General features: G+C 33.4%; 25 protein-coding genes, 2 tRNA genes and 1 pseudogene. 19 read left to right on the top strand and 9 right to left on the bottom strand.

Annotated elements, in window-relative coordinates; genetic code table 11:
* Window positions 1-118: 118 nt before the first annotated feature.
* The 5 genes and pseudogenes from nifV to proB form a co-directional block, all read left to right on the top strand.
* A complete protein-coding gene (nifV, locus tag X928_RS00160; RefSeq protein ID WP_103077967.1) occupies window positions 119-1,273 on the top strand; it encodes a homocitrate synthase in 1,155 nt (384 codons plus the stop codon).
* A complete protein-coding gene (locus tag X928_RS00165) occupies window positions 1,248-2,507 on the top strand; it encodes a 3-isopropylmalate dehydratase large subunit (protein WP_103077968.1) in 1,260 nt (419 codons plus the stop codon). Before nifV ends, X928_RS00165 begins: the two co-directional genes overlap by 26 nt.
* A gap of 30 nt (window positions 2,508-2,537) precedes the next feature.
* Window positions 2,538-3,041 (top strand): 3-isopropylmalate dehydratase small subunit, encoded by a 504-nt coding sequence (locus X928_RS00170; RefSeq protein ID WP_103077969.1) that lies wholly within the window; start codon window positions 2,538-2,540, stop codon window positions 3,039-3,041.
* Window positions 3,042-3,052: 11 nt separating this feature from the next.
* Window positions 3,053-4,048, top strand: a complete 996-nt coding sequence (locus X928_RS00175) for an isocitrate/isopropylmalate dehydrogenase family protein (protein ID WP_103077970.1) — start codon at window positions 3,053-3,055, stop codon at window positions 4,046-4,048.
* 17 nt (window positions 4,049-4,065) lie between these two features.
* Window positions 4,066-5,112: pseudogene (proB, locus tag X928_RS10365) on the top strand (glutamate 5-kinase); the annotation flags it as partial.
* 61 nt (window positions 5,113-5,173) lie between these two features.
* Here the strand turns inward: proB and X928_RS00185 are convergent.
* The 3 genes from X928_RS00185 to tig form a co-directional block, all read right to left on the bottom strand.
* Window positions 5,174-5,250, bottom strand: a tRNA-Cys gene (locus tag X928_RS00185).
* A gap of 4 nt (window positions 5,251-5,254) precedes the next feature.
* A tRNA-Asp gene (locus X928_RS00190) sits at window positions 5,255-5,331 on the bottom strand.
* Window positions 5,332-5,362: 31 nt separating this feature from the next.
* Window positions 5,363-6,709: a trigger factor gene (gene tig / locus X928_RS00195; RefSeq protein ID WP_169926235.1), complete on the bottom strand. Its 1,347-nt coding sequence runs from the start codon at window positions 6,707-6,709 to the stop codon at window positions 5,363-5,365.
* A 205-nt stretch (window positions 6,710-6,914) separates the two neighbouring features.
* Between tig and X928_RS00200 the strand changes: the two genes are divergently transcribed.
* The gene (locus X928_RS00200) at window positions 6,915-7,640 is read left to right on the top strand and encodes a WecB/TagA/CpsF family glycosyltransferase (RefSeq protein ID WP_245857130.1); all 726 of its coding nucleotides are present in this window, start codon (window positions 6,915-6,917) and stop codon (window positions 7,638-7,640) included.
* Here X928_RS00200 and X928_RS00205 read toward each other — a convergent pair whose 3' ends face one another.
* Genes X928_RS00205 through X928_RS00215 form a run of 3 tightly spaced genes read right to left on the bottom strand, consistent with a single transcriptional unit; the run spans window position 7,641 to window position 10,085 of the window.
* Window positions 7,641-8,582 carry a hypothetical protein gene (locus X928_RS00205; protein ID WP_103077881.1) on the bottom strand — a complete coding sequence of 314 codons (942 nt, stop codon included), beginning with the start codon at window positions 8,580-8,582 and terminating at the stop codon, window positions 7,641-7,643. It lies immediately after the preceding gene.
* Window positions 8,583-8,584: 2 nt separating this feature from the next.
* Window positions 8,585-9,694, bottom strand: coding sequence for a DUF4097 family beta strand repeat-containing protein (locus X928_RS00210; RefSeq protein ID WP_103077973.1), 1,110 nt, complete (start codon window positions 9,692-9,694; stop codon window positions 8,585-8,587).
* A 16-nt stretch (window positions 9,695-9,710) separates the two neighbouring features.
* Window positions 9,711-10,085, bottom strand: coding sequence for a DUF2089 domain-containing protein (locus X928_RS00215; RefSeq protein ID WP_103077883.1), 375 nt, complete (start codon window positions 10,083-10,085; stop codon window positions 9,711-9,713).
* 252 nt (window positions 10,086-10,337) lie between these two features.
* Here X928_RS00215 and X928_RS00220 point away from each other — a divergent pair, with 252 nt between their 5' ends.
* The 10 genes from X928_RS00220 to eno all read left to right on the top strand — a co-directional run bounded on the left by X928_RS00220 (window position 10,338) and on the right by eno (window position 20,119).
* Window positions 10,338-11,618 (top strand): alpha-amylase family glycosyl hydrolase, encoded by a 1,281-nt coding sequence (locus tag X928_RS00220; protein WP_103077884.1) that lies wholly within the window; start codon window positions 10,338-10,340, stop codon window positions 11,616-11,618.
* Window positions 11,619-11,669: 51 nt separating this feature from the next.
* Window positions 11,670-12,584 carry a signal recognition particle-docking protein FtsY gene (gene ftsY / locus X928_RS00225; protein ID WP_103077974.1) on the top strand — a complete coding sequence of 305 codons (915 nt, stop codon included), beginning with the start codon at window positions 11,670-11,672 and terminating at the stop codon, window positions 12,582-12,584.
* On the top strand, window positions 12,581-13,243 hold the full coding sequence (locus X928_RS00230) for a DUF2225 domain-containing protein (protein ID WP_103077975.1): 663 nt from the start codon (window positions 12,581-12,583) through the stop codon (window positions 13,241-13,243). Before ftsY ends, X928_RS00230 begins: the two co-directional genes overlap by 4 nt.
* Window positions 13,240-15,033 (top strand): LysM peptidoglycan-binding domain-containing protein, encoded by a 1,794-nt coding sequence (locus tag X928_RS00235; protein ID WP_103077976.1) that lies wholly within the window; start codon window positions 13,240-13,242, stop codon window positions 15,031-15,033. Before X928_RS00230 ends, X928_RS00235 begins: the two co-directional genes overlap by 4 nt.
* Before the next feature lie 99 nt (window positions 15,034-15,132).
* Entirely contained in the window at window positions 15,133-15,603 is a 471-nt protein-coding gene (locus tag X928_RS00240; protein WP_103077888.1) for an RrF2 family transcriptional regulator, read from the top strand.
* A complete protein-coding gene (mnmA, locus tag X928_RS00245) occupies window positions 15,596-16,684 on the top strand; it encodes a tRNA 2-thiouridine(34) synthase MnmA (protein ID WP_103077977.1) in 1,089 nt (362 codons plus the stop codon). The genes X928_RS00240 and mnmA overlap by 8 nt, the downstream gene beginning before the upstream one ends.
* A gap of 18 nt (window positions 16,685-16,702) precedes the next feature.
* Window positions 16,703-17,191 carry a pantetheine-phosphate adenylyltransferase gene (gene coaD, locus X928_RS00250; RefSeq protein WP_103077890.1) on the top strand — a complete coding sequence of 163 codons (489 nt, stop codon included), beginning with the start codon at window positions 16,703-16,705 and terminating at the stop codon, window positions 17,189-17,191.
* 159 nt (window positions 17,192-17,350) lie between these two features.
* Window positions 17,351-17,944: a translation elongation factor Ts gene (gene tsf, locus X928_RS00255; protein ID WP_103077891.1), complete on the top strand. Its 594-nt coding sequence runs from the start codon at window positions 17,351-17,353 to the stop codon at window positions 17,942-17,944.
* A gap of 98 nt (window positions 17,945-18,042) precedes the next feature.
* Window positions 18,043-18,741, top strand: a complete 699-nt coding sequence (gene pyrH, locus X928_RS00260) for a UMP kinase (protein WP_103077978.1) — start codon at window positions 18,043-18,045, stop codon at window positions 18,739-18,741.
* Window positions 18,742-18,820: 79 nt separating this feature from the next.
* The gene (eno, locus tag X928_RS00265) at window positions 18,821-20,119 is read left to right on the top strand and encodes a phosphopyruvate hydratase (protein WP_103077979.1); all 1,299 of its coding nucleotides are present in this window, start codon (window positions 18,821-18,823) and stop codon (window positions 20,117-20,119) included.
* Window positions 20,120-20,226: 107 nt separating this feature from the next.
* Here the strand turns inward: eno and X928_RS00270 are convergent, their stop codons facing one another.
* From X928_RS00270 to X928_RS00280, 3 genes are read right to left on the bottom strand one after another with little or no spacing between them, the layout of a single operon-like run.
* The gene (locus X928_RS00270) at window positions 20,227-21,306 is read right to left on the bottom strand and encodes a hypothetical protein (protein ID WP_103077980.1); all 1,080 of its coding nucleotides are present in this window, start codon (window positions 21,304-21,306) and stop codon (window positions 20,227-20,229) included.
* A 9-nt stretch (window positions 21,307-21,315) separates the two neighbouring features.
* Window positions 21,316-21,825, bottom strand: coding sequence for a hypothetical protein (locus tag X928_RS00275; RefSeq protein WP_103077895.1), 510 nt, complete (start codon window positions 21,823-21,825; stop codon window positions 21,316-21,318).
* Entirely contained in the window at window positions 21,825-22,148 is a 324-nt protein-coding gene (locus X928_RS00280; RefSeq protein WP_103077896.1) for a hypothetical protein, read from the bottom strand. Before X928_RS00280 ends, X928_RS00275 begins: the two co-directional genes overlap by 1 nt.
* A gap of 304 nt (window positions 22,149-22,452) precedes the next feature.
* On the opposite strand from X928_RS00280, the gene X928_RS00285 reads away from it, so the two are divergent.
* The 3 genes from X928_RS00285 (at window position 22,453) to X928_RS00295 (ending at window position 26,799) form a co-directional block, all read left to right on the top strand.
* A complete protein-coding gene (locus X928_RS00285) occupies window positions 22,453-23,811 on the top strand; it encodes a uracil-xanthine permease family protein (protein WP_103077981.1) in 1,359 nt (452 codons plus the stop codon).
* Between the two features lie 257 nt (window positions 23,812-24,068).
* Complete coding sequence (locus X928_RS00290) at window positions 24,069-25,535, top strand: phosphoribosylaminoimidazolesuccinocarboxamide synthase (RefSeq protein WP_103077982.1); 1,467 nt, start codon at window positions 24,069-24,071, stop codon at window positions 25,533-25,535.
* A gap of 1 nt (window position 25,536) precedes the next feature.
* Window positions 25,537-26,799: a threonine synthase gene (locus X928_RS00295; RefSeq protein ID WP_103077983.1), complete on the top strand. Its 1,263-nt coding sequence runs from the start codon at window positions 25,537-25,539 to the stop codon at window positions 26,797-26,799.
* The last annotated feature ends 145 nt before the right edge of the window (window positions 26,800-26,944 follow it).

A 26,944-nucleotide genomic window follows, 5' to 3' on the forward strand; every position in this document is an offset into this window, starting at 1 on the left:
GCGGGGTGAAGGGGCGCTTACATAAGGTTTTAGAGTTTCTGAAGAGAGTATATAAAACTGAAAGGAGGGAGGGTACGATTCTTCTAAATGTAATGGAAAGAAGAACGTACAAAAGAACGTGAGTAACGTATATATAGTTGATACAACTTTAAGAGATGGAGAGCAAACTGCCGGGGTGGTATTTGCAAATGAAGAGAAAGTCCAAATAGCGAAGATGTTAGCAGAGTTAGGTGTTTATCAGATCGAAGCCGGGATTCCCACGATGGGAGGAGATGAAAAGGAAGCCATAAAGAAGATATGTAAGTTAAACTTAGGTGTTTCAATTATGGGCTGGAATAGAGCAGTTATAAAGGATATTGAAGAATCCATAGATTGTGGTGTCGATGCGGTTGCAATTTCTATTTCCACTTCAGATATTCACATCAAACACAAATTAAAAAAAGATAGGGATTGGGTATTAAAAAGTATGGTGGTTGCTACAAAATTTGCCAAAAAACACAATTTATACGTATCTGTAAACGCTGAAGACGCCTCTAGAAGTGATATGGATTTTCTTATAAAGTTTGCTAAAGAGGCTAAAGAAGCAGGTGCAGATAGGTTAAGATACTGTGACACCGTTGGAATGATGGAACCATTTTCTATCTACGAACATATCAGAAGAATAATAGACGAAGTTGGTATCGATGTTGAGATGCATACCCACAACGATTTTGGCTTAGCTACTGCAAACACGTTAGCGGGAATAAAAGCAGGCGCTAAATACGCAGGTGTTACTGTAAATGGATTAGGTGAAAGGGCAGGGAATGCAGCTTTAGAGGAAGTAGTGATGGCTCTTAAATACATTTACAAAAATGATTTGGGAATAAAGACTAATTTACTAAAAGAAGTTTGTGAATATGTTGCCAAGGCTTCAGGAAGGGTGCTTCCTTTATCAAAAACAATCGTAGGTCATAATGTTTTTGCCCACGAATCAGGCATTCATACAGACGGTGTATTAAAAGACTCAAAAACATACGAATCTTTCTCCCCAGAAGAAGTAGGATTACAAAGACAAATACTTATTGGAAAACATTCCGGGAGGAACGCTATTGTTGCAAAGTTTAAAGAGTACGATATAGATCTAACTCCAGAACAAGCAGAAGAGATTTTAAAAAGGGTAAGATCTCTATCTGTTCAGCTTAAAAGAAGCCTATTCGATAAAGAGTTAATCTATCTATACAATGAAATGAGGGAGGAAAAGATAAAGGATGTCAACCTACAAAACAATATCTGAAAAGATATTCAGTGATCATTTAGGTAGAGATGTGGAAGCAGGGGAAATAGTGATAGTTGATGTTGATTTCATGATGGGGCAAGATGGAACCACTCCATTAGCTATTAAGACGTTTGAAAATGTTGGAGCAAAAAAAGTTGCGAATCCTGAAAAAGTTGCTTTTGTAATAGACCACAATGCACCCAGTCCAAGTGAAAAAGTCTCTGCCTTACATAAGTTGATGAGAGATTTTAGTAGCAATTACGGTACGAAGTTTTACGATATCGGTGAGGGTATATGTCATCAATTAATTCCTGAAAAAGGCCATGCCTTACCTGGACAGATCGTAATAGGGGCTGATTCTCACACGTGTACTTATGGGGCTATTAATTGTTTCTCAACGGGTGTCGGTTCAACAGATTTGGCTATTGCTATGGCGAGTGGTAAGTTATGGTTTAAGGTACCACAAAGTGTAAAAATTGTTTTAGAAGGTTCTCTGCCAACAGGTGTTTATTCTAAGGATGTTGCGTTGTATATTATAAAGAATCTGACCGCCAATGGAGCAACTTACAAGGCTGTAGAGTTTGAGGGCCCAGTTATTGATAATTTATCGGTTGAGGCAAGATTTACCATTTCTAATATGTCAGTGGAAATGGGAGCCAAAGTCGGTTTGATAAAACTTGATGAAAAAGCTGAAAATTGGGTAAAGGAAAGAACTGATAAACCATTTAAAAGTTACGAACCAGATGAAGGTGCAAATTATGAAGAAATATATAAATTTGATGTCAGCGATTTAGAACCTCAAATTGCCAAACCCCATGCCGTTGATAATGTTAGTCCAATTAGTGAAGTTGAAGGTATTCCTATACATCAAGGTTTGTTAGGTACGTGCACTAACGGAAGAATTGAAGATCTAAGAATAGCTGCGAATATCTTAAAAGGCAAGAGAATCCATAAGGGTGTTAGACTTATTGTGGCTCCTGCATCTAAAGATACTTTATTAAAAGCTATGAATGAGGGAATAATTCAAACTTTAATTCAAGCAGGAGCGACGGTAGTTGCCCCAGGCTGTGGGCCTTGTGTCGGTACACACAATGGAGTACCTTCTGATGGAGAGAATGTAATTTCTTCCGCGAATAGAAATTTCAAAGGAAGAATGGGGAACAACAAAGCTTTCATCTATTTGGGATCACCTGCCACAGTGGCAGCTTCTTGTATAGAGGGTAAAATAGCGGATCCGCGTAAATATTTGTGACAATTAATTTTTTGAACGGGAGGATAAATAATGGAATTAAAAGGTTATTCACATAAATTTGGTGACGATGTAAACACCGACTATATTATCTCCGGAAAATACAAATTCAGTACCATCGATATGGACGAATTATCTGTTCATTTGATGGAGGATCTAAGGCCAAATTTTTATAATGATATAAAAAAAGGTGATTTCATAGTTGCAGGAGAAAATTTTGGTTGTGGTTCTTCTAGAGAGCAAGCGCCTTTAGTGATAAAACACGCTGGTATCAGTGCTGTAATAGCAACTTCTTTCGCCCGAATATTTTATAGAAATTCCATAAATATTGGGTTACCTTTGGTTGAAGTTACCACTAATAATATAGATGAAGGTGATTTATTGACTGTTGATCTAGAAAAAGGTGTAGTTAAGAATTTTACCAAAGATGAAGTTTTGAAGATTAAATCTCTCCCCAAAGTGATGTTAAAGATTTTACAAAGTGGGGGTTTGGTTAATTATTACAAAAAATACGGTACCTTAGAATTAATCAATTAGTAGGTGATTTTATGTATACAGTTACTTTAATTCCGGGTGATGGAATAGGTCCAGAAATAACCTCTGTAGTTGTAGAGATTTTTGAACATATGAACGTCCCTATTAGCTGGGATTTAGTAGAAGCAGGGGAGAAGGTAATTGAGAAATATGGAACTCCACTGCCTGATTATGTGATAGATTCGATTAAGAAAAATAAAGTAGCCTTGAAAGGTCCGATAACTACGCCAATAGGTAAAGGATTTAGAAGTGTGAATGTTACACTAAGAGAAAGGTTGAATCTGTATGCAAACTTAAGACCAATTAAAAGTTTAGAAGGTCTCAATAGTAAGTACAATAATGTCGATTTGGTTGTAGTGAGAGAAAATACCGAAGGTTTGTATAAAGGGATTGAATACAAGATTGACGATACAGCTTGTGCCGTTAGAGTGATAACAAAAAATGCAAGCGAAAATATTGCATATTTTGTATTTAAATATGCAAAAGAAAACAAAAGAAAGAAAGTTACAGCTGTTCATAAAGCAAACATTCTAAAGATTACAGATGGCTTATTTTTAGAATCTATTAGAAAAGTTGCAAGCGAATATCCTGAAATAGAGTACGAAGAAAAGATCGTTGACAATATGTCTATGCAGTTGGTATTGAATCCCGAAAAATATGATGTAATTGTTGCTCCTAATTTGTACGGAGATATCCTTTCCGATTTAGCCGCAGGTTTGATAGGAGGATTGGGCCTTGCTCCAGCTGCTAATATTGGCGAGGATGCTGCGATCTTTGAAGCGGTCCATGGAAGTGCTCCGGATATAGCCAATAAAGGTATAGCAAACCCGATCGCTTTATTAAGCTCATCCATTATGTTGTTAGATTATTTAAAACTGAACGAGTTAGCAAAAAAACTTGAAAATGCTATTTCTGCAACGGTTAAAGATATAGATAGTTTAACACCGGATTTAGGTGGAAAAGGTAACATAGAGTCTATGAAAAATAAAATTATTTCATTTTTGGGCTGAATGGTTGGTGATTTTTTTTGAAAAATACAATCAATAAGATAGTTATAAAGGTTGGTAGCAGCTCAATAGCTGATGAGAACGGAATAAATGTTGGTAAGATGAATAAAATCGTCGAGCAAGTGACTGACTTAAAGTTTAAAAGAAAGAAAGATATAATTATTGTTTCATCAGGAGCTATAGCTGCTGGCAAAAGTGTGTTAGGTTACCGTTACAAACCTTATTCTGTTTCTGAAAAACAGGCTTGTGCAGCTGTTGGCCAAGGTGTATTGATCTCCAAATATCGTGATCTTTTTGCAGTTAAAAATATTAAAGTGGCACAAATACTTTTAACGGCTGACGATTTTTCTAATCGTCAGCGTTATTTAAATGCATACAATACCATGAATGCACTTTTAGAAAATGATGTGATACCTATTGTAAATGAAAACGATACAATAACGACAGATGAAATCAAATTCGGAGATAATGACGTTTTATCTGCTCAAGTAGCAAGTTTGTTGGAAGCAGACTTATCGATCATTCTCTCAGATATTCCAGGATTGTTGAAAGATTTAGGTAACCCGAAATCACTGATCAATATTGTTGAAGAAGTTACTCCTGAGCTTGAAAATCTTGCTAATGGAAAAAGTGGTAAACTAGGTACCGGCGGGATGAGTTCAAAATTAAAAGCAGCAAAGATTTCCATCGCCTCAGGAATACCTTTAACAATTCTCCCATCTTATGAAGAGAGTATTATTACAAAGGCTGTGGATAATATTGAAAATAGGCAGTTTAACCTTGGTACAACCTTTTTACCCAAAGGAAAAAGGATGAGCAAAAGGAAGAGATGGATTCAATTCAGCTTAAAGCCAAAAGGCAAATTGATTGTGGATAATGGAGCCCATGAAGCACTTTTAAAAGGAAAAAGTCTGTTAGCGGTAGGAATTATAAGTGTATCAGGTAGTTTTTCCGTCGGAGATCTGGTTTTGATATCTAATAAAAAAGGAGAAAGCATTGGAAAAGGTTTAATAAACTATTCTTCCGAGGAATTAAAAGAAATAATTGGTAAAAAAACCGATGAAATACTTACATTCAAAGAAAACTTTGGACCTGAAGAAGTAATACACAGGGATAATTTAGTTATAATGGAGGCAACGGAGGGATTTGAACCCTCGAATAGCGGTTTTGCAGACCGCCGCCTTTGACCCCTTGGCTACGTTGCCAAATTGGCGGGGACGACGGGACTCGAACCCGCGGCCACCGGTGTGACAGACCGGCATGATAACCAGCTTCACCACGTCCCCTTCAACTTCAAATGTATTTTATCATATAATTCTAATTTTGTCCAGTCTCTTCTTCACTTGCTTCATTATCAGTATTTACTTTTTCTTCTTTTTGATCTTCGGTTGGGGTTACATTTTCACCTTCGAACTCTTCTTTTGATATTTCAACTATTTGTACTTTCTCTTTGATGAATTGGGCTACTTTTTCTCTTAATTTGTTCCATAGAATTTCATTAGATAGCTCAGGATTTGAGCTTATTATTTCCTGAGCACGTGAGAAAGGTAAACCATACATAGTTGAAAAGTTCTTGATCTCTTGTGATAACTCTTCGTTTCCTACTTTGATATCGTTTTCTAAGGATAGTTTTTCGATGACAACCATCTCTTTTATCCAATTCAATGCACTCTTTTTGATTTCCTCTCTCAATTTATTTTCGTCATTATCGTATTTTTTTAAGTTTTCTTCGTATTTACCCTTGTTTTTAAGATCATTTATAGTTGCATCAATATAATAATTTACACTTTCATCAGATATATCAATATCCACATAATTAGGTAACTCCGATAAGATATAGTTAACCACAAATTGATCCTGCCAATTTTTAACGGCATCTTCTCCTTCTTTTCTCAAAGTCTCTTTCAACTCGTTCAATGTTTCTACTTCAATATTCAGCTCTTTTGCGAAATTATCGTTCAGTTCAGGAAGTTTTCTTGTATAAACTTGTGCAATTCGAACTTTTTGAATCAATTTTTTGTCTTGATCTTCTTTTTCTAATTCAAATTCCTCACCAGTAGTTTTTCCTATGAGTTTTTTAACGAGTTCTCTTTCATCATCTTCTCTAACTATTATTTCCTCTTCTTCATCAGATTTGATCACTTCACCGTTTTCATCTACTAAATCATAATTAATTCTTACATAATCTCCGTACTGTATGGGTTCTTCTTTGGGATCTAATATTGCGTTGCTCTCCAGTAAATCATTCAATCTTCTTTGTACAAAGTCCTCAACCACTTCTTTAGATTCAGGGATTTTAACCGTAATATTTTCAAATTCTGTTTTTATAATTTCAGGATAGGTGTGAAGTAAAACCTCGAATTCTATGTGTTCCTCATCTTGAGCTCTTGATTCAACAATAATTGGGAAAAGCAACTTTTCTTCTTCTCTGATTTTGTGATCCAGCTCATGTTCCGCTTCTTCTAATAACATATTATTGAAATCGGGACCTAAGCGCAACTTAATAACCTGTTTGGGGACCTTACCTTTTCTAAATCCTTCAAAGGTGTAATGTTGATTAATTTCCCGAACGATTTGATCTTCAATTTTTTTAATTTCATCTTTAGAAAATTTGATGAGGTATTTCTTAACATTTTTGTCTTGGCTAAGTAAAGTTTTTTCCATGATCCTTCCTCCTAATTTGAGAAGTTTTATCATCAAAGTTCAAAGTATTATACAATGAAAGATAAGGAATTTGGTTAATTAAACGTCAATTTTTGTTTTTATAGTGTAAACATTTTTCTTAATTCAACCTTTTATTTGTATAATTATTTATAGAAATTTCAATTTAATTGTGATACAATATTTCGATTCGAAGCAGTTACTAGAGGTGAATATATTGGTTGGACGTTTTCTTTTGAAAGATATCCCGATGGTTTATGGCAGTCAAGATGATATTTATTCTTTTATCGAAGATCAAATTGGAAAAGAGAAGCTTTGGATAGTTACTTTAAATGCGTTGATGTATATGGAATATTTAAAGGGTAACGAATATTCTAAAGCCATTAGTAAAGCTTCTTTTTCCATTCCTGATGGGGTGGGAATAGTTAAATTACTCAAAAAGAAAGGAATAGAGACGGAAAGATGCCCCGGTATAGATACAATGAAATATTTATTAGAATTGTCTGAAATAAATAATTATAGAATATTTTTGCTTGGGTCAGAAGAGAGTGTGGTTGGACAAGCTGCTCAAATAATTGAGAAAATGTTCAACGTAAATATTGTTGGATTTCATCATGGGTATTTTGATATAAATGCTGAACGAGAGGTTGTTCGAAAAATTAATGATAGTAAAACAGATCTCCTTTTTGTAGGGATGGGAATTCCAAAACAGGAATCCTTTATTTTCCGAAACTATGAAACGTTACAAGCAAAGCTTATGATGGGAGTTGGTGGTAGCTTTGACGTATTTGCTGGTGTTACGAGAAGGGCTCCTCTTTTCTTTCAAAAGCTTGGATTAGAATGGTTGTATAGAATGTTTGAAGAGCCCCATCGATTCAAAAAATTACCTGATTTATTTAAATTTTATATGAATTTGTATAGAAATAAAGATTAATTATATAAATTCTATATTTAGACGCGAAATCTCAGAGGAAATGTTCAGATAACAAGTGTAAGATGCTTCCGAGAAATTATCAGAAACATAAGTTCCATCTTCTCTTTGGTACATTCGTCCAAAATTTTTGAAATTCAAATCCCCAACATGGTTTAATACTAAAGCAACATCCCCTGGCAATTTTATATTTATTGCTGAAACTTCAGAGTCTACGTCAACTGTGGTATTATCCTTTTGAGATGGTATCAAAGTGATTTTAGATGCGGTAGATTTTATTCTTACTTCTCGTGTTTTAATTTGTCTCAGATCAAAAAAGGCTACGCTAACGTTCAATTTTGCTTGATAATTGTAATTAATATTTTCGTTTAAATATACAGTTATCTTTGCCCGTTCAGGTACTTTTACGTTGGATACTTTCAGCTTGTTCAAAATATCGACTTTAGAAGAGTCATATTCTTTCTTAAAAGAATATATATCATTATCAATCACAGCTTTTACTTTTACAGGTGTCTCTATCTTAGAAGAGTCAATAGTTACAGAGCTCCAGTCTACATCTGTTGATAAATCAAGTGTGTCACCTATAAATTTAGGAGGAAGATTTTCAGATATTATCGATTTGTTAATCTTTAAGTGGGGCTTTCTTATATGGAACAGCCCTTTAAATCCAGCAGCAATAATATAAGATGCGATCATCAATAGAACCAATTCCCAAAAATTTAGTGAAGTGGGGAACAACTCAAATGTGTCTAGCAACAGTATTATTCCAAATATTAGACTTCCTAAAGTTCCTACGTTTCTTTTTTTGAAAAAGGTTAGTCCGTATCCAAGAAAAATCAATGTAAAAAAGAATTCTAACAAGTTAAAACTAACTAAGAATTCGTTGAAAATGACTGATAAAACTATTAAAATACCTAGCGCGATCAGTATTAATCTTCCTTGCATAATTACTCCCCCCTGTCCTTTAAAAATTTTTCTGCAAGCTCTTCAGAGTATCCCAACTCTTTTAAAAGTTCTATCGCAAAAGATCGAGAAATCTTTCCCTCTTTTAATAAAGACAATATCTTTTTTTCTTCAATGGTTAAGAATTCGTCGCCTTTGGAAATATCTTTGCTTTCTTCTTTCTCCACTTCTTCTATGATTTTCTCATGAAGATCTACACCTTTGATACTAATATCTCCACTCATTACATTAATTTTTAAAACTCTTTTTTTGGGCATAGTAGAAGAATCACTACTTTGAACTAAATCGACGTTTGATCTTATAGATGAAGAATATCTATGTATTGGAGCTTCTAAATAGATTTTCTCTCTTCCTTGAACTATTAGATTTATATCTCCGGAAGCAGTGTTTACAATACAATAAAAATCTCTGTCTAAGGAATCTACAGAGATATCACCACTAGCTGATTTAAAGTTTGCTACTTTCACGATAGAATTTTTTATTAAGACATCACCGGAAGCCACACTTAACTTAAGATTTACAATTTTAGAGTTTTGAACTAGAACATCGCCACTAGCCATGCTAAAATCACCATATGATATATTTACGTTGTGAATTTCAAAATCTCCAGAAGCTCCTTTTAAAATCAATTCATCCATCTCACTGTTATTTAAGTCGATACTCACATCCCCAGACCCAGTATCCACCCTTAAAGATTTCAAAGTTTTAGTTTGATTAGATCCAATAATATCTACATCTCCTGATCGTGTTTTGATCGCTAAATTATATAAGTTAGTAGAATCCAAGTCCGTTTCTATATCAGCTGATGATAAGTCTAACGTTATATCGTTAACTTGATCACCTATGTACAAATTAATAGGTACTTCATGGAACATTTTAGAGAAAGAAAAAAATTTTGATAAGAAATCACCTTTTTCATAATCAATGTCGATTGATACGCTTGTATGATCTGAATTCCAAGCAGTCCCGACGTTAATATCTTGATCTCCGTATTCGAGATATGTTATTTCACTGTGGCAAATTTTTATTCGTCCGTGAAAATTTTTGGCCTTTATTTTAATAACTTTTACATCATTCAAATCAATCTTTTGCATTCAAAATCACTCCTTTTTATTTTTTGTATTTTTTTAATAATTCTTTTGCATCTTCAGGGGTAATCTCTCCTTTTTCAATTTTTTCAAGGATTTCAAGGGTTTTTTCTCTACTTTCAATGCTTTCAGATTCGTACCCCATTGCTGTGGCAACTTCTTCTAATCTTGCTTTTGCTGTAGGATAAGAGATACCAAGTTCTTTTTGTAATTCCGATAAATTTCCTCTCACCTTAATAAAAATCTTCAAAAAATTTAATTGTTGGTTTGTTAATTGAGCAAATTCTTCTAATTCGAAATTGCCAGATATTTCAGTTCCGCATTCTTCACATCGATATTTTATGATATTTAACTTACCCCCACATACCGGGCATTTGGATAAACGGTATTTTGACATATTAGGACCTCCTATTATTTTTTATGTTTTTGATGATATTTTGATAGACTCTCACGTTATTTTGAAAAAATTATAACATAAAACTTTAAAAACGTCAAGTTTTAATGCAAAAATTTTGATTTTCTAAATAAAAAAATTAAACTAAAGGTTTTAATATAAAAATTTTAAAAAAAGGGGTAGGTATTTGATATAATCGATGATATAATATTTATTGCAATTCGAAGAAAAATTACACTTTGAGGAGGTCCAATCGTGGCAATAGACTCACCTAGTTGGTTAAAAAGTTCTGTAATTTATGAAGTTTTTGTTAGAAATTATGGAAATGCTGGAACCTTTAATGATATATACAACGATATTGAACGTATTAAGGCTTTGGGGACAGATATACTGTGGTTTATGCCTTTTTATCCTATTGGGAAAGTTGGTAGAAAAGGTACTCATGGAAGTCCTTATTCGATAAAAGATTACGAAGAAATATCTAAAGAAATTGGAAATAAGAGAGATTTTAAAAGATTGATAGACAAGGCACATGATAACGGATTAAAAATAATGATCGATATTGTTTTCAATCATACCTCTTTGGATTCAAAGCTGGTTGAAACACATCCGGAATGGTTTGTGAAAGATGAAAACGGAAAATTAACCAGAAAAGTTGAAGATTGGATGGATGTTTACGATTTGGATTATGAGAATAAGGATTTATGGGACTATCTAATAAAAGTTTTAGATAGCTGGGTTGATCTTGGCGTCGATGCTTTTAGATGTGATGTAGCACCACTTGTACCTTTAGAGTTCTGGAAAAAAGCTAGAGAACGATTGAACCAAAAAAAGGAAGTTATTTGGTTGGCAGAAACTCTTGATCCAAAATTTATTCATGATCTCAGAACTAGAGGGTACAATGTTCATTCAGATTCAGAAGTATATCAAAGCTTTGATCTTACATACGATTATGATGGCTTCTATTATCTAAAAAGTTATTTTTCTGGGGAGAAAGATTTGAATCATTATTTTGATCATGTTTTTTTGCAGAATACAATATTTCCAAAAAATTCTATTAAGATGCGTTTTTTAGAAAATCATGATAATCCAAGAATAGCATCAGTTTTAGAAGGGAAAAACAAGATCAAAAATTGGACTGTTTTCTATAATCTTTTGCCAGGAGCTTCTTTAATATATGCTGGACAAGAATTAATGATGGAAAAACTACCTAACCTTTTCGAAAAGGATCCGATTAAGTGGGACAAAGGTGATTATGAATTTTTAAGCTTCTTTAAGAAGATTGTTAACATGACCAAAGAGATTAAATCAACCTGTGACCAATTTTCTATTCGAGAGTTATCTGAGGGTATAATAATGATCAAATGGAGTGGAGATAAAGATGAATACATTACCATATTGAATTTGGAAGATAGATATGGAAAAATACCAGTAGATTTTACTTTATATGGAACGGATTTAATAACTAACGAGATTGTTTCTATACAATACTTCTTTGTAATCAGCAAATTACCTATTATTATTAAAACAAGATAAAATATTGTATAATCTAAATTAACCTTAGATTGATATAATGGAGGCATATTAATGGGAATTTTTGAAAAGTTCAAAAATGGTTTGAGTAAAGCGAGAAATACCATATTTAAAAATATCAAAACTATTTTTTCAGGTAAAGTTCTCGACAATGATGTATTGGAAGAATTAGAAGAGATTTTAATAATGTCTGATATGGGTGTTGAAGTTTCCCATGAAATTTTGGAAGAGTTAAAAAGTAGATATAAAGCTGATAATTCTTACAATGATCCCCTTTTATTATTGAGAGATATTTTAGTGGAAAATTTACAGAAAGACGAAGTAGTTAATGATTTCCAGCATAAACCCTATGTAATACTCATTGTTGGAGTAAACGGTAGCGGTAAAACTACAACTGCTGCTAAGTTAGCAAAGATGTATTCTAGCCAAGGTAAAGAAGTTGTTTTAGCTGCCGCAGATACATTTAGGGCTGCTGCAATTGAGCAGCTCAAAGAGTGGGGTAATAGGTTAAATACCACTGTAATAGCTCACCAAAAAGGTTCAGATGCCGCAGCTGTGGTGTACGATGCAATAACGCACGCAAAATCAAGAGGTAAAGATGTAGTGTTAATAGATACTGCAGGACGTTTGCATACAAAAAGCAATTTAATGGATGAATTGAAAAAAATAAGGCGTGTGGTTGAAAGGGAAGTTCCAGGAGCTCCTCATGAAACACTGTTAGTTCTTGATGGAACTACTGGTCAAAATGGTATTTCTCAAGCAAAGGCTTTTAAAGAAGCTATAGATATAACGGGTATAATCGTGACTAAACTGGATGGAACCGCCAAAGGGGGAATAGCTTTCGCTATAAACCATGAACTCAATATTCCAATAAAACTAGTAGGATTTGGGGAAAAAGAAGACGATTTACAAATCTTTGATCCGTTATCCTACTGTGATGCTTTACTAGGTGTTGATGAAGTAGAATGAAAGATTTTATTAGAGATTTTGCAGTTTGCCCAATATGTCAAAAAGAATTTTCATTTGATAAAGTAGCTTCAACGTCTATAAAAGTAAGTTCTTATGATTTAGATTTGAAACCTGAATACAGAGATATTAATGTATCTCTCTATTCTTTAGTTACTTGTCCTCATTGCTATTTTACTTTTCAGGAAAAAGATAAAGATTACATATATGAATATTTAAATTCTCAAAACATCGAAGAAGTTAAGCAGTTTTTAAATAATATAAATAAACTATCCCTTCCAGAAGTAGATAATTCTTCTTCAAAATCTCATGAATTTTATGCAATTCAACTTATGATAGCAGCCAATATTTATGCTATTTTGGGGCTGCCTAGCGAAGTAGTAAAAATTCTAGTAAAATTTGCTTGGTACTACCGGGAACAAAATGAAGAAGAAAAAGAGTTAGGAATACTTTACTATTGTGGAAAGATAATTGAAAAGAACTACGAAACATTTTCAGAAGAAGATTATATATTTTCGCTGTTTTATCTAGGCTATATAAATTATAGATTGAATAATAGAAAAGAAGCGGCGAGGTTGTTTGATTATTTATTAAAAAATTATAATAATCCTGCAAATCCGTATTTAAAGGCTGCAAAATTTCTAAGGGGTGAATTAAAGTGAGGAAATTTTTTTGGATTTTTTTGTTAGGTGTGGTATTTTTTCTATCTGGGTGTACAGTTTTTCAACCAACCTCTCAAGAAACCACTTTGCCAAGCGAGAACTTAGAGTTAATTCAAAATCAATTGGATAAATTGGATGAGCGTTTAACTCAAATGGAAGAAAAACTTAATACCTTATCTGACGAAATTTATCAAATTTCAAAGAATAACAGTTATGCTTATGATATGACAAAAAGTTTAAAAGATCAGTATACCAATATTGATAGCAGGGTAGTAACCTTGGAAAATTATTTATATGAAGGGCGGAGTTCTGAATCGATTGATAAACTACTAGATTTAGATCAAAGGGTGCAAAGTTTAGAGGATCAAATTAACAATATGAATCAAAAAAATGTTAATAATACTATAAACACTGATTTAGATCAAAGAGTATCGCAATTGGAAATTCAGATTACAGAATTACAGAATGTTGTGAACAATATTCCCAAAAATGATCAAAAGATCCTTTTAGATAGTGTGAATTCATTAACGGAAAAGGTTAATAGTTTAGAACAAAGTTTTAAAAACTCTGAGTTTTACTTTTTGGAAAACGGTAATATAAAAGAACTCGTTCAACAAGAGGTAGACAAACTTAATTTAGAAAAATATGTGGAAAACATAGTAGATTATAAAACGGAAGAGACCGTATCTAAATTTTATTATAAAAACCAGAGTGAAGATATTTTGAACGTAAAATCTTTAGAAAATATGGTTGCTTCTTTAGATAAGGAAGTAGACAATATAAAATATGAGCTTCAAAAGGTTATCACTCAACCACCAAATTCATTAAACGAGAAATACCTTGGTCAAATACAAAATATTGAAATGAAGATCGATCAACTTTATAGCTCTGTAGGAGAAGCCGAGGCTAATTATTTATTTGAGAATTCAAACGAAGTTAGGTATCAAGTTAAGTCGGGGGATACTCTAATAAGCATTTCAAATGCCTTTAAATTAGGAAACAATGGTGTTCAAATTATTTTGCAAGCCAATAATTTACAATCCACGAATATTAAAGTAGGGCAAGAATTAATCATACCGGTGAATAATATTGAAGAGTATATAAGATGGCCTTTTCCTAAAACTTCACCTGCCAATTATAAAAATGTTGTTGTAAGGTTTGGAGAAAGGAATGCTGCTGGAGTTTCAAGCGGGATAGGAGTTTTGGTTCAAACCGAACAAGTTTATCCTGTCCTGCCTGGAAGAGTAATTGAGACTGGAAAATTATCGAACAACAATTGGTATATAAAAGTGGATCATGGAAATGCTATTATAAGTGTCATAGGGAATTTAAAAACACCGTATGTTGATGAAGGTAAATGGGTTGATTCGAATACATCGTTAGGAATTGCTCAAGCAGGTAGTATTGTTACAGTTGAATTATGGAAGAACGGAGAGCCAAGAGACCCTTTGAAACTTTTTTACAATATGATTGGAGAATTCCAGGCAACTTACTATACAGAATGGGATGACAAACTTGTTTATTCTCCAACTTTTAGGTTAACAAGGTCTGGAGAAAAGCCAACACCCTACAAAACAATTGCAGCAGATCCCGATGTCCTACCTTTAGGAACGATAGTATACATACCTGAATTGTCAGATCTTCCAAATAATGGGTATTTTGAAGTTCAAGATACAGGAGCCAAAGTTTTGGGAAATAAAATTGATATATATGTAAATGATGTAAGGTTAGCTAATAATAGTTTACAGAATTTAACTGTTTACGTTGTTGGTAGAAAATCAGATGTATAGAGGTGTAATGTTTAAGAAGTTTATTTGATGTATTTCTATGAAGCTTTAATTTATTATTGAACAACGATGAAACGTTTATTTTAAAAGGAGGAATAAATAATGTCGCTTACTGTCAAAAGCAGTTATGCTTTAAGAGCTTTGTTTGAATTAGCCGTATTAACCGAAGATGAAGGAAAAGAAAAAGTACCTATTAGTGAATTGTCTGAAAGGCAAAACATACCAAAAGATTTTCTTGAAAAAATCTTTATAGAATTACGTGATGCAGGAATTGTAAAATCTGTTAGAGGTAAATTTGGTGGATATGCTTTGGCTAAAAATCCAGAAGATTTACGGTTAAGTGAAATTATTCAAGTTTTAGATAAACCCCTTCAATCTTTTGATTGTATTGTTGGAGAATGTTCGTTGGAAATAGAGTGTGCCGTTGAATTTGTATGGAAAAGGGTTAATAATTCTATCATGTTAGAGCTGAATAAAATGACTTTGCAAGATATAATTGATTACGGAAGAAAAATTGCACAGATTAAGATCTCAGAAAATGTAGGAGGTAGATTAAAAAAAATAAATGTTTAATAAAAAAGTATTAATGCTTATGAGTGGTGGGGTAGATAGCTCTGTTGCTGCCTATCTTTTGAAAGAACAAAATTATCAAGTTATAGGGCTTCATTTCAAAACGGTGAGCGATATTGTTTTTTCAATGATCCCTGAAAAAAAGAAAGTTTGTTGTAGTCCTTCAGATACACAAGATGCCTTAAAAATTGCAAATAAGTTAGATCTCGATGATTTTCAGATCGTTGATATAAAAAAGGAATTTAAAGAAAAAATAATCAATTATTTTATAAATACCTACAAAGAAGGTAAAACACCTAATCCTTGCATGTTATGCAACAGGTTTTTTAAGTTTGGGAAAGCTTTAGAGATAGCTCATAGCTACGGTGCAGATTTTGTTTCCAGTGGTCACTATTTAATGAAAGAGTATTCTGAAAAGTACTCTACCTATGTTATTAAAAAAGGTGTTGACCAATACAAAGATCAATCATACTTTCTATCGTACATAGACAGAAATACTCTTCCCAAATTACACTTTCCATTGGGAAATATGTATAAAGTTGAAATCAGGGATATAGCAAAAAAAATAGGGTTAAGCGTAGCAAATAAACCTGACAGTCAAGAATTGTGTTTTATTCCTGATAACGATTATAGAAGATTTCTGAAAGAATATGGAGTTAATCCTGAAGAAGGAAAAGTTTACGATTTAGAAGGAAACGAAATAGGAACTCACACTGGATACATGAATTACACTATTGGTCAACGTACCGGGATAAGCTACTATAAAAACGCAAATGTGAAATTACATGTATATAAAATACTTCCTCAAAAGAATGTTCTTATAGTTGCACCTACTGAAGAAATGTATTCTAAAGAACTTATTGTACAAAACGTCAACTTTTTTGTAGATTTCAAAGAAATAGAAGGCTTTTGTAGAGTTCGCAAAAAAAGTGAAGAAAAGCCCGCAGTTGTTAAAAAGACCGATGATCATACTTTAAAAGTAAATTTTAAAGAACCTATATTTGCCGTTACACCTGGTCAATTTGCAACAATTTATGATGAAAGCGGTGTTGTTTTAGCTTCTGGTATAATCAATATTAATTGAAATGGGGGAAATTTAATAATGGGAATCAGGGACGCAGCATATCCAGGGAGTTTCGATCCAATAACCTATGGACACGTTAATATAGTGAAAAGAGCGAGTGAAAGGTTTGACAAACTTTATGTTGTTGTTGTGAATAATCCCAACAAAAAGTATCTTTTTTCCCTACAAGAAAGGATTGAAATGGTAAAAAAGGATTTAGAGGGTATACCAAATGTTATTGTTGAATCTTTTGATGGTTTGTTGGTAAATTATTTAAAAGAAAAAAAAATTTATAATTTAATAAGAGGTTTAAGGGCGGTCAGTGATTATGAGTATGAACTGCAAATGGCAAACGCTAATCATATGCTTTTTCGGGAGTTAGAGATTTTCTTTCTCATGGCTGATACTGATTTTTCTTACATTTCTTCGTCTATGATCAAAGAAATCGCATCTTACAATGGAGATGTTAGTAAATGGGTTTCTAAATTCGTCGAATCAAAATTACAAGAAAAACTATTAAAAAAATAGTAATAAAACAATAATTTTCTTATTTTAATATTCAATTAATTGTGTTAAAATACAGTGGTTTTATCGATCGTTATGGGTGGGGAGTGGGGCGAAGGTGGCGCTAACATAAGGTTTTATTTTTTTAAAATCAGTAATAATAAGTATTAGGAGGTATTTTAAATGGATGTATCAATTGAAAAGATAAAGAATCTTAGAACTTCAACGGGAGCGGGAATGTTGGATTGTAAAAATGCTTTAGTAGAGGCTAACGGGGATATAGATAAAGCCGTTGAAATTTTAAGAAAGAAAGGTGCTATAAAAGCTGCAAAGAAAGCTGGAAGAGTCACCAACGAAGGTATAGTTTATTCTTATATTCATCATAATGAAAAAATCGGTGTTCTTTTATTATTAGGATGTGAAACCGATTTTGTAGCTAGGACTGAGGATTTCCACGATTTAGCTAAGAAGATTTCTCTTCAAATTGCATCGATGAATCCAAAATGGATTTCAAGGGAAGATGTACCTCAAGAAGTTGTCGATAAAGAAAAAGAAATTTACTTAGAAGAGCTAAACGATTCCAGCAAGCCTGAAAATATTAAGGAAAAGATTGTAGAAAACAAATTGGAAAAATTCTACAGCGAAAATTGTCTTCTTGAACAGGAATATGTTTTTGGTGAAGGGGAAAGTATCAAAGACATTATTAATTCTACGATAGCTAAAGTAGGAGAAAATATAACGGTAGATAAATTTGCTAGATTTGCAGTTGGCGAATAATAAAAAGGTGGAGTTTTCCGCCTTTTTGCTTTATTTATAGAGTAGAAACTTTTTCTTTTAACTATAAAACTGCATTCTCGTATTTAAAAGGAGGCCCTATGTACAAAAGAGTATTACTAAAATTAAGTGGGGAAGCTTTGAGTGGTGAAGGGGGAAAAGGATTTTCTGAGAAAATGTTAACATATCTGGTGAACGAGATCCAGAAAATCCATAGTTTAAATATTAAATTGGGGATCGTCATAGGAGCTGGCAACATTTTTAGGGGAAAAGAGTTAAAAGATTTCCGAATTCAAATGGCAGATCAATTAGGGATGTTGGGCACTGTCATAAATTCACTCTATCTTAAAAATGTTTTCGAAAAGAATGGTATAAAAAGTATAGTAGTTTCCCCGATTGTTAATTTGCCTTCTGTAATGCCACTTAAATATGATTTTATTGAACAGTATTTTGAAGCTGGGTATATTGTCTTATTTGGTGGCGGAACTTCCAACCCTTTGTTCACTACGGATACTGCTGCCGCATTGAGAGCGGTAGAAATGAATGCAGATATACTTGTTAAAGCCACCAAGGTGGATGGAATATACGATAAAGATCCAAAATTATTTGAAGATGCCAAAAAATATGATATCATAACATATGAACAAGCAATTAAAGAGCAAATAAAAGTAATGGATACAGAGGCTTTTTCAATATGTGAAAAAAATAATCTTTCCATATTGATTATTAATTTTTTCAAAGAAGGGAACTTGCTTAAAGCTGTAGAAGGAGAGAATATAGGCACTAAAGTCAACTACTAACAAATTCTCATTTAAGCCCGAATTATATTCGATATTTTAACAAAAATATAAAAAGATAAATTTCTGGAGGTGTTCTTTGATGGAAAAGTTTTATGATGAAATAGTATCAGTAAAAGCGAGAGAGGTATTAGATTCAAGGGGAAATCCAACCGTTGAAGCAGAGGTTACTTTATCTACAGGTGTAACGGGCTCAGCTATTGTTCCTTCAGGTGCTTCAACAGGTAAATTTGAAGCTTTGGAATTGAGAGATGGTAATAAAGATTATTACCTGGGAAAAGGTGTTACTAAAGCGGTGAACAACGTAAACAACATTATTGAGCAAGAAGTCGTTGGATTGAACGCCTTTGATCAAGTTAACGTAGATAGAGTGATGTTGGACTTAGATGGAACAGAAAACAAAGAAAATCTTGGCGCTAATGCAATATTAGCTGTTTCTATGGCGGTGGCGAGAGCTGCAGCAAACTCCTTAGGGCTCCCTCTTTATAAGTATTTAGGTGGAGTGAACGCCAAAGTTTTACCCGTACCAATGATGAATATAGTAAACGGTGGACAACACGCTGATAATAATTTAGATATTCAAGAGTTCATGATTATGCCCGCTGGATTTAATTCATTTAAAGACGCTTTGAGGGCAGGAGCCGAAGTCTTCCATAATTTAAAAAATATTTTGAAAAAAGAAGGGCACATAACTTCTGTTGGAGATGAAGGTGGTTTTGCTCCAAATTTAAGTTCGAATGAAGAAGCTATAAAATATATTATTAGAGCCATACAAGCCGCTGGTTACGAACCTGGTAAACAAATCTTCATCGCTATGGATGCGGCTGCTTCCGAGTTTTATAATGAAGAGACAAAGAAATACTCTGTTGATGGAAAAGAAATGAGTGCCTCTGAATTAGCAGATTATTATATATCATTAATTGATAAATATCCTATCAAATCATTAGAAGATCCTTTCGATCAAGAGGACTGGGAAGGTTACTCTGAATTCACTGCAAAGGTGGGAGATAGGGTACAAATAGTTGGTGATGACTTATACGTTACTAATGTTAAAAGATTGCAAAAAGGTATAGATTTAAAAGCTACAAACTCTATTTTGATCAAATTGAATCAAATAGGGAGTGTAACAGAGACTCTCGATGCCATTGAATTAGCCTACAAAAATAATATGACTGCCGTTGTATCTCATCGTTCTGGAGAAACGGAAGATACCTTCATTGCCGATTTGGTAGTAGCTGTAAATGCAGGCTTTATTAAGACTGGCTCACTCTCGAGAACCGACAGGATAGCAAAATATAATCAATTGTTAAGAATCGAAGAAGAACTTGGATCAACAGCGGAATATAGAGGATTGAATGCCTTTTATTCAATTAAAAAGTAGTGTATATTTAAATTAAAATAGTTCATTAAAAAAACCGGTGAAGTAAGAAATCACCGGTTTTTTTTAGTAGATATATTTGTTATAATACTTGAACGAAATTTTTTTTATCATACAAAATCAATTCTTTTTATCTGATAATCTTTCTTTTCCAATTTTTTTATGAAATACTGCGTTTTTAATTTAAAATACTCAGAGTTATTCTCCAATTCGAAACTTATATAAATTTCCTTCTCAAAACTCTGTATATGTGCATCTACAACCCCAAAGTTATTGGTCAAAAGGATTAAATTTAACTTTTGGTTCATTGTCTTATTCTGATAACTTTTTGAATTATTTTGATATTCTCTATCAATGGTAAAAAATATGGGCATCCCAAAGATCGAAAAAAACATCAGTGGCGTTTTTGTTTCTAAGCTTAGATTTTTAATAGTTAAGTAAGAACTTAATGTTTTATCCACTATATTATTTTTTTTGATAATTTGGGATTCATTTTTATTAAGCAAGAAATTCTTATCTTTCTCTTGCAAGGTTAATAATTCTTTCATTAGCCTTATCTCGTTCTTAGAGAAAAAATCCGGATTATCCCTTTTAGAAATATATGCTCTGATCATATCTACGATTTTATTGGCAGAATGAGAGGGAGATAAAACGGAGTTTAAGTTATCTTTAAAGGATTTTAGAAGTGCAACTACTATCTTCTCAGTTAGTTTTTTAAAGGAAGTTATCTCGCGGGTTTCCAAATTACCAAATTTTAAGTTTTTCAATCGTCCGTTTAGGGTTCGAGAAAATTCCGAGAGCCATATTGATGCTTTCATATTTTGTGATTCTGTGATGTTAGGAGATTTAAGAATAATAGCATCGATATCTTTAAAGTTTGGGAATTTCATACTTAATTTAAAGCCATCTTTTGATGACTCACCCAAATATTTCATCTTAATTGGACCATCTATATTATTTGTTTTTTCTTGTGATTTTAAAAAATTTAAATTTACTCTAGTACCTGTTTTAAAATGTTGAGTGCTTTGATTTTCTAGTAGGAAAAGAAAATTTTTAACACCTATTATAACTATGTTATCCTTTGAATAAAGAACTGTACCTACCATTTTATTAATATTATTCTTCTTTGCGTAATCCAATAAAAAGGAATTATTTTGAGAGAGGATTAAACTCAACAATTTGTCATACATTTTAATTACCTACTCTTCAGATTTATCGAATAGACCCAATTCCAAAGATTTTTTAACAGATTTATAGCGTTTGATTTTGGAAGTAACCAACTTCTCCGAAGTAAGCAATTTCTCTTTCATCATTATGTATCTAACTTTATTGGGGGCAGTGAAGTACCAGTTGTTAAAAGAAGAAGAATATTCAGGTACGTTTACTTTGTATTTTGTTCCAATTACCGCTCTTGATTCTATTTTTTCTATTGCTTTAATTTTTTTAAAATAAGTAATTGCATTTTGCGTTCTTCCAATACTAATATTCAAATTTGAAGCTATTTCGCGCACACTGGTATGGGTAACTGTATGATCGTACCCAAGTCCGTAGCTCATGTTGTACAAGTATAAATATACCTTTGCAAAAGACGACGGGGTTAGTTGCAAAATATACATAAGTACCTTTTCTGGTATCTGTATGAATGGTCTGACGGGTCGATATTCAAATAAATTTACGTTAGTATCTTTTTCACCTTTTGTTCTAGGCATTAGCTTTTTTCCTCCCATTCTTCTTTATTAATAACTTCCCCGTTTTCTAAAGTGTATTCTTTTAATTTATAATTCCTATCAAATGTGGCAGAAAGGTGTATTCTGTTAAAACAATTTGAACCGATATATTCTTTATTTATTTTGTACTCTCCTGTATCGTAATCCGTAATAAAATCGTAGCCTTTCCTAAGATAACTCCTAAATTTCTCTCCACATTTTGAACATTTGAAATATATGACTAATGCATTTTTTTCATCGTAAAAAACTTGTTTATCCGTGGTTTTAGAAATGTCTGACTTATTTCTTTTAAAAAAGTTAAACATTGTAAATGTCCTCCTTTTTGATCAAAATTAAACAATATACACCTTAAAAAGTTGAACAACTCAACCTTTTTTAAAAACTGTACAATTACTTCTCAATCTATATTGAGATTATATCATAATTTATACGTTAAGTTAAATATATCAGATTATGGGGAATTACAAAAAAATAACAGTAAATAAAAACGATTAAACCCGTTAAACTATAAAAAACTTTACTTGCGAATAAAGCAAAATTAAAGTATAATAAAAGTTAAAGTTTAATTAAAAATCATATCCATACATGTTATACGAGGGGTGATTATTAATGGGAGATAGCGCAACAAAGACCGTGGAAGAAGAAAGGGAAACAGAAGTTTTATACAAACTTGAAGATAGACCTCCGTTTTATGAGACGGTTGTTCTGAGTATTCAGCACATGTTAGCAATGTTTGTCAGTATTGTGACTCCACCATTGATAATTGCAGGTGCAGCGGGTCTAGATCCATTAGAGACAGGATATTTTGTAAGCATGGCATTAATTATCTCAGGGGTAACTACTTTCATCCAAGTAAAACGAATTGGGCCTTTAGGAAGTGGGCTATTGGTAGTTGAAGGAACGAGTTTTACTTTTGTTCCGATGGCGATTGTCGCAGCAAATGTTGGAGGGTTACCTTTAGTTCTAGGGATGGCTCTTGTTACTTCGCCTGTTGAGATGATTTTGAGTAGGTTTTTAGCTCAAACCCGAAAGATTTTTCCTCCACTGGTGTCTGGTACCGTTGTTATGTTAATAGGCTTTGGCTTGATAGAAGCCGCCATAACGGATATCGGAGGAGGTGCAGGAGCAAGCGATTTTGGGAATATTCAAAATTTATCCATTGCTTTGTTTGTATTAATAATTATCATAATTGCAAATGTATACGGAAAAGGTATCATAAAAGCAGCAGCCGTAGCAATTGGTTTAATGGCAGGATATCTCGTTGCAATACCGTTGGGTATGGTAGATTTTACCCCTATTGTAGAAGCCGGATGGATAACCGTTCCGGTTCCTTTTAAATATGGGTTATCATTTAATTGGAAACTTATTATTCCTTGGATTTTAGCATATATTATTACAACAATTGAAACAATTGGTGATCAAACAGCTATTGCTGAAGTAAGTGGTGAACCAATCGAAGGTGAAGTACATGAAGAAAGATTAAAAAGAGGAGTTTTGTGGGATGGTGTAGGCAGTGCTTTAGCAGCTGTTTTCAACACTCTTCCTAATACAAGCTTTAGTCAAAATACTGGAGTTATCCAACTAAGCAAGATCGCAAGCCGAGTCGTCGGGTATGGTGTGGCAATTATTTTGATATTACTCGGTATCTTTCCAAAAATAGGTGCTCTAGTGAGCGTTATGCCTGCACCTGTCTTAGGAGGAGCAACTATAGCTCTTTTTGGTATGGTTGCTATGGCGGGTATGAAAATTGCGGTAAAAGGCGGAATAGACGATAGAAAAATGTTTATCTTAGCACTTTCTTTAGCTTTGGGATTAGGGGTCACTTTTAAGCCCGATATAGTAAACCAATTACCGGAATGGATGGCTGTTATCTTTTCTTCTAACATTACTGTTGGATTTTTAACCGCTTTTATTTTAAACCTCATTATGCCAGAACCAAAAAAAGAAACGAATGAGTACAAGACTTAAGTTTACGAATTGCTTCATCTGAGTGAATTTGATTATTTATGATTATTACCGTTTTTTGTTATTTATAGACAATTAAGAAAGATTAAGTGGGATTATCACTAAAAATCAAGTTTTTATTATTAGGTCAAAAAGGTGTATAATAATAACTTAACGAAGAAAAAAGATATTGATTTTAAAAGGGTATCAAGGCAAAACCGGTGTGGTTCCTTGTGGAAGCCCATTCCCAAAAAATATTTTAAAAACCTAGGAGGAATAAGATGATAGATTTAACTGTTAACAAAAATGTGCTCGAAAAAGCGATAGAAAGGGCTAAAGAAAATAATATTATTATACCAACCTTTGCACAAATGAGAGATCCCGGCTTAATTCCCGAAAAAATCAAACAAAGGTTAAAAAATATAGGTTTATGGGATGTTAATTCATACAACTTATTTAGAATTACATGGAAAAACGAACCGGTTCCAAAAGGTGGTTTATATGGCGATGTAAATTACTTTGAGTTACCATCTGAATTAACAGGCGTTAAAGCTCGAATCGTGGCATTGGTAGGTAAATGGTTCCCAACCGGCTCCCACAAGGTTGGTGCCACCTTTGGGTGCCTTGTACCAAGGCTTGTAACCGGTCAATTTGATCCTACTACTCAAAAAGCCGTTTGGCCTTCAACCGGAAATTATTGTCGTGGAGGTGCATACGACGCGCAGCTTTTGGGATGTGAATCCATAGCTATATTGCCTGAAGGTATGAGTAGAGAAAGATTCGAATGGTTATCAAAAGTTGCAGGGGAAGTAATTGGAACACCTGGAAGTGAAAGTAACGTAAAAGAGATATTCGATAAATGTAATGAATTAAAGTCTACTCACGACAATGTGGTTATTTTCAACCAGTTCGATGAAATGGGCAATCGTTTGTGGCATTATGTAGTTACAGGTCCCGCTATGGAAGAAGTCTTACAAAAAATCCTGGGGGAAAAAGACAGATTGGCAGGAACCGTACTCACTTCAGGATCGTCTGGAACGTTGGGTTCAGGAGAATATTTAAAATCTAAGTACCCAAATAGTAAATTAGCTGTCTCAGAGGCACTGCAGTGTCCCACTTTATTATACAACGGATTTGGTGCCCATCGAATTGAGGGCATAGGAGATAAACATGTGCCTTGGATTCATAACGTTAAAAATACCGATATGGTCATGGCGATAGATGACAATGATGCTATGAATTTAATAAGGCTTTTCAACGAACCTGAAGGGAAAGACTTTTTAAGAAAACAGGGAGTCTCTTCATCGGTAGTAAATAATTTATCTTTACTAGGAATCTCTTCTATTGCGAATGTTCTCTCCGCTATAAAATTTGCCAAATACTACGAATTAACAGATAAAGATGTTGTGATGACAGTATTCACTGATTCAATGGAATTATATGATTCTAGGCTTAAAGAGTTACAAGAACAAAAAGGTAAATATTCTGAACAACAGGCTGCTGTAGATTTTCAGAAGCATCTAATGGGGGTAAAAACAGACTTTATTCAGGAACTGAGTTATTATGATAAAAAAAGAATACACAATTTAAAATACTATACTTGGATAGAACAGCAGGGTAAAGAACTAGATGAATTAAACGAGCAATGGTACAACGATGAAGAATATTGGGGTAACGCCTTTGAAATTGCAGACAAAATCGATCAATTAATAATTGAATTTAACAAAAAAACGGGATTATTAGGCTAAATTGGAGGGGAGAAAACTGAAATATGTAAAAGATTTGGTTTGTATTTCTTGTGGGGAAAAATACGAAGCTTCACCTACACAATATCTTTGCCCAAAATGTGGAGAAAAAGGTATTTTAGATGTTGAATACGATTACGAAAAGATAAAAAAAGATTGGAATAAGCAAGATTTAAAAGCAAATCCTGATCCATCTATATGGAGATATTCACCACTCTTACCAATAGATCCTAACACCCCTAAGCCACCCTTGAGGGTGGGAGGAACGCCTCTATATAAAAGTAATATTATGGCAAAGCTACTAGGTATAGAAACTCTTTACATAAAAGATGATGGTTTAAATCCAACAGGTTCATTGAAAGATAGAGCGTCTGCTATAGCCGTTGTAAAAGCACAAGAGGCAGGCATGAGCATCGTCGCCTGTGCTTCCACTGGGAACGCTGCCTCTTCGTTGGCGGGGAACATAGCGTCTATGGGAAATGAAATGAAGGCTGTTATTTTTGTTCCCTCGCGAGCCCCGATCGGAAAGGTCACTCAGTTGTTGGTTTTTGGAGCTTTAGTTTTATCAGTAAAGGGATCTTATGAAGAAACTTTTTATCTCTCACAAGAAGCTATTGATAAGTGGGGATGGTATAACAGAAACGCTGCGATTAACCCCTACTTAGTTGAAGGTAAAAAAACTTCTTCAATTGAAATCGCTGAACAATTAAACTGGCAAATGGTTGATTGGTTAGTTTACTCTGTGGGTGATGGGTGTACAATAGCAGGTGCTTGGAAAGGCATGTATGATTTAAAACAAATAGGATTCATCGATAAACTACCGAGGTTATTAGGAGTGCAATCTGAAGGTTGTGCACCAATTACTCAGGCATTTAAAAGCGATAAAGATCTTGTTCCGGTTCCAGAAAATACCATTGCTGATAGTATTGCTGTTGGAAAACCTCGAAATTATATAAAATCTATCAAGGCTGTTAAAGATTCCGATGGTGATATGATTAACGTTACAGATGATGAAATATTAAATATGATAAAAATCTTAGGAAAGAATACCGGCATTTTTGGTGAGCCGGCAGGAGTGGCTGGGTTAGCCGGTATAAAAAAAGCTGTTGAAAAAGGTATAATTAAACCTACTGAAAGTGTTGCGGTTGTTGTAACTGGTAATGGACTAAAAGATATAAAAAATGCTGAAAAAGCCGTAGGAGCTCCGCTAATTTTGCAACCAGATTTAAAAGAATTATCTCAATTATTAAAAGATTATAATTTTTAATAATCTATTTAATAGTTGAACGATATTTTTTTTATTATCATAAATCTACCCACAATAATCTATATGAAAAATAAAATTATTTTCAAGAATTAGATGGTGAAGCCATGTTTCTTTATCCTTATATGGGGTGGGCTGCGGGGCGAAG

Source organism: Petrotoga miotherma DSM 10691, assembly GCF_002895605.1.
In the GTDB taxonomy this organism is placed as follows: domain Bacteria; phylum Thermotogota; class Thermotogae; order Petrotogales; family Petrotogaceae; genus Petrotoga; species Petrotoga miotherma.

Bases quoted from the DNA above. Each gene is read 5' to 3' on its own strand.
- X928_RS00165 (WP_103077968.1), top strand. From the start codon at position 1,248: ATGTCAACCTACAAAACAATATCTGAAAAGATATTCAGTGATCATTTA.
- X928_RS00170 (WP_103077969.1), top strand. From the start codon at position 2,538: ATGGAATTAAAAGGTTATTCACATAAATTTGGTGACGATGTAAACACC.
- X928_RS00175 (WP_103077970.1), top strand. From the start codon at position 3,053: ATGTATACAGTTACTTTAATTCCGGGTGATGGAATAGGTCCAGAAATA.
- tig (WP_169926235.1), bottom strand. From the start codon at position 6,709: ATGGAAAAAACTTTACTTAGCCAAGACAAAAATGTTAAGAAATACCTC.
- X928_RS00205 (WP_103077881.1), bottom strand. From the start codon at position 8,582: ATGCAAGGAAGATTAATACTGATCGCGCTAGGTATTTTAATAGTTTTA.
- X928_RS00210 (WP_103077973.1), bottom strand. From the start codon at position 9,694: ATGCAAAAGATTGATTTGAATGATGTAAAAGTTATTAAAATAAAGGCC.
- X928_RS00215 (WP_103077883.1), bottom strand. From the start codon at position 10,085: ATGTCAAAATACCGTTTATCCAAATGCCCGGTATGTGGGGGTAAGTTA.
- ftsY (WP_103077974.1), top strand. From the start codon at position 11,670: ATGGGAATTTTTGAAAAGTTCAAAAATGGTTTGAGTAAAGCGAGAAAT.
- X928_RS00230 (WP_103077975.1), top strand. From the start codon at position 12,581: ATGAAAGATTTTATTAGAGATTTTGCAGTTTGCCCAATATGTCAAAAA.
- X928_RS00240 (WP_103077888.1), top strand. From the start codon at position 15,133: ATGTCGCTTACTGTCAAAAGCAGTTATGCTTTAAGAGCTTTGTTTGAA.
- mnmA (WP_103077977.1), top strand. From the start codon at position 15,596: ATGTTTAATAAAAAAGTATTAATGCTTATGAGTGGTGGGGTAGATAGC.
- coaD (WP_103077890.1), top strand. From the start codon at position 16,703: ATGGGAATCAGGGACGCAGCATATCCAGGGAGTTTCGATCCAATAACC.
- tsf (WP_103077891.1), top strand. From the start codon at position 17,351: ATGGATGTATCAATTGAAAAGATAAAGAATCTTAGAACTTCAACGGGA.
- pyrH (WP_103077978.1), top strand. From the start codon at position 18,043: ATGTACAAAAGAGTATTACTAAAATTAAGTGGGGAAGCTTTGAGTGGT.
- eno (WP_103077979.1), top strand. From the start codon at position 18,821: ATGGAAAAGTTTTATGATGAAATAGTATCAGTAAAAGCGAGAGAGGTA.
- X928_RS00270 (WP_103077980.1), bottom strand. From the start codon at position 21,306: ATGTATGACAAATTGTTGAGTTTAATCCTCTCTCAAAATAATTCCTTT.
- X928_RS00275 (WP_103077895.1), bottom strand. From the start codon at position 21,825: ATGCCTAGAACAAAAGGTGAAAAAGATACTAACGTAAATTTATTTGAA.
- X928_RS00280 (WP_103077896.1), bottom strand. From the start codon at position 22,148: ATGTTTAACTTTTTTAAAAGAAATAAGTCAGACATTTCTAAAACCACG.
- X928_RS00285 (WP_103077981.1), top strand. From the start codon at position 22,453: ATGGGAGATAGCGCAACAAAGACCGTGGAAGAAGAAAGGGAAACAGAA.
- X928_RS00290 (WP_103077982.1), top strand. From the start codon at position 24,069: ATGATAGATTTAACTGTTAACAAAAATGTGCTCGAAAAAGCGATAGAA.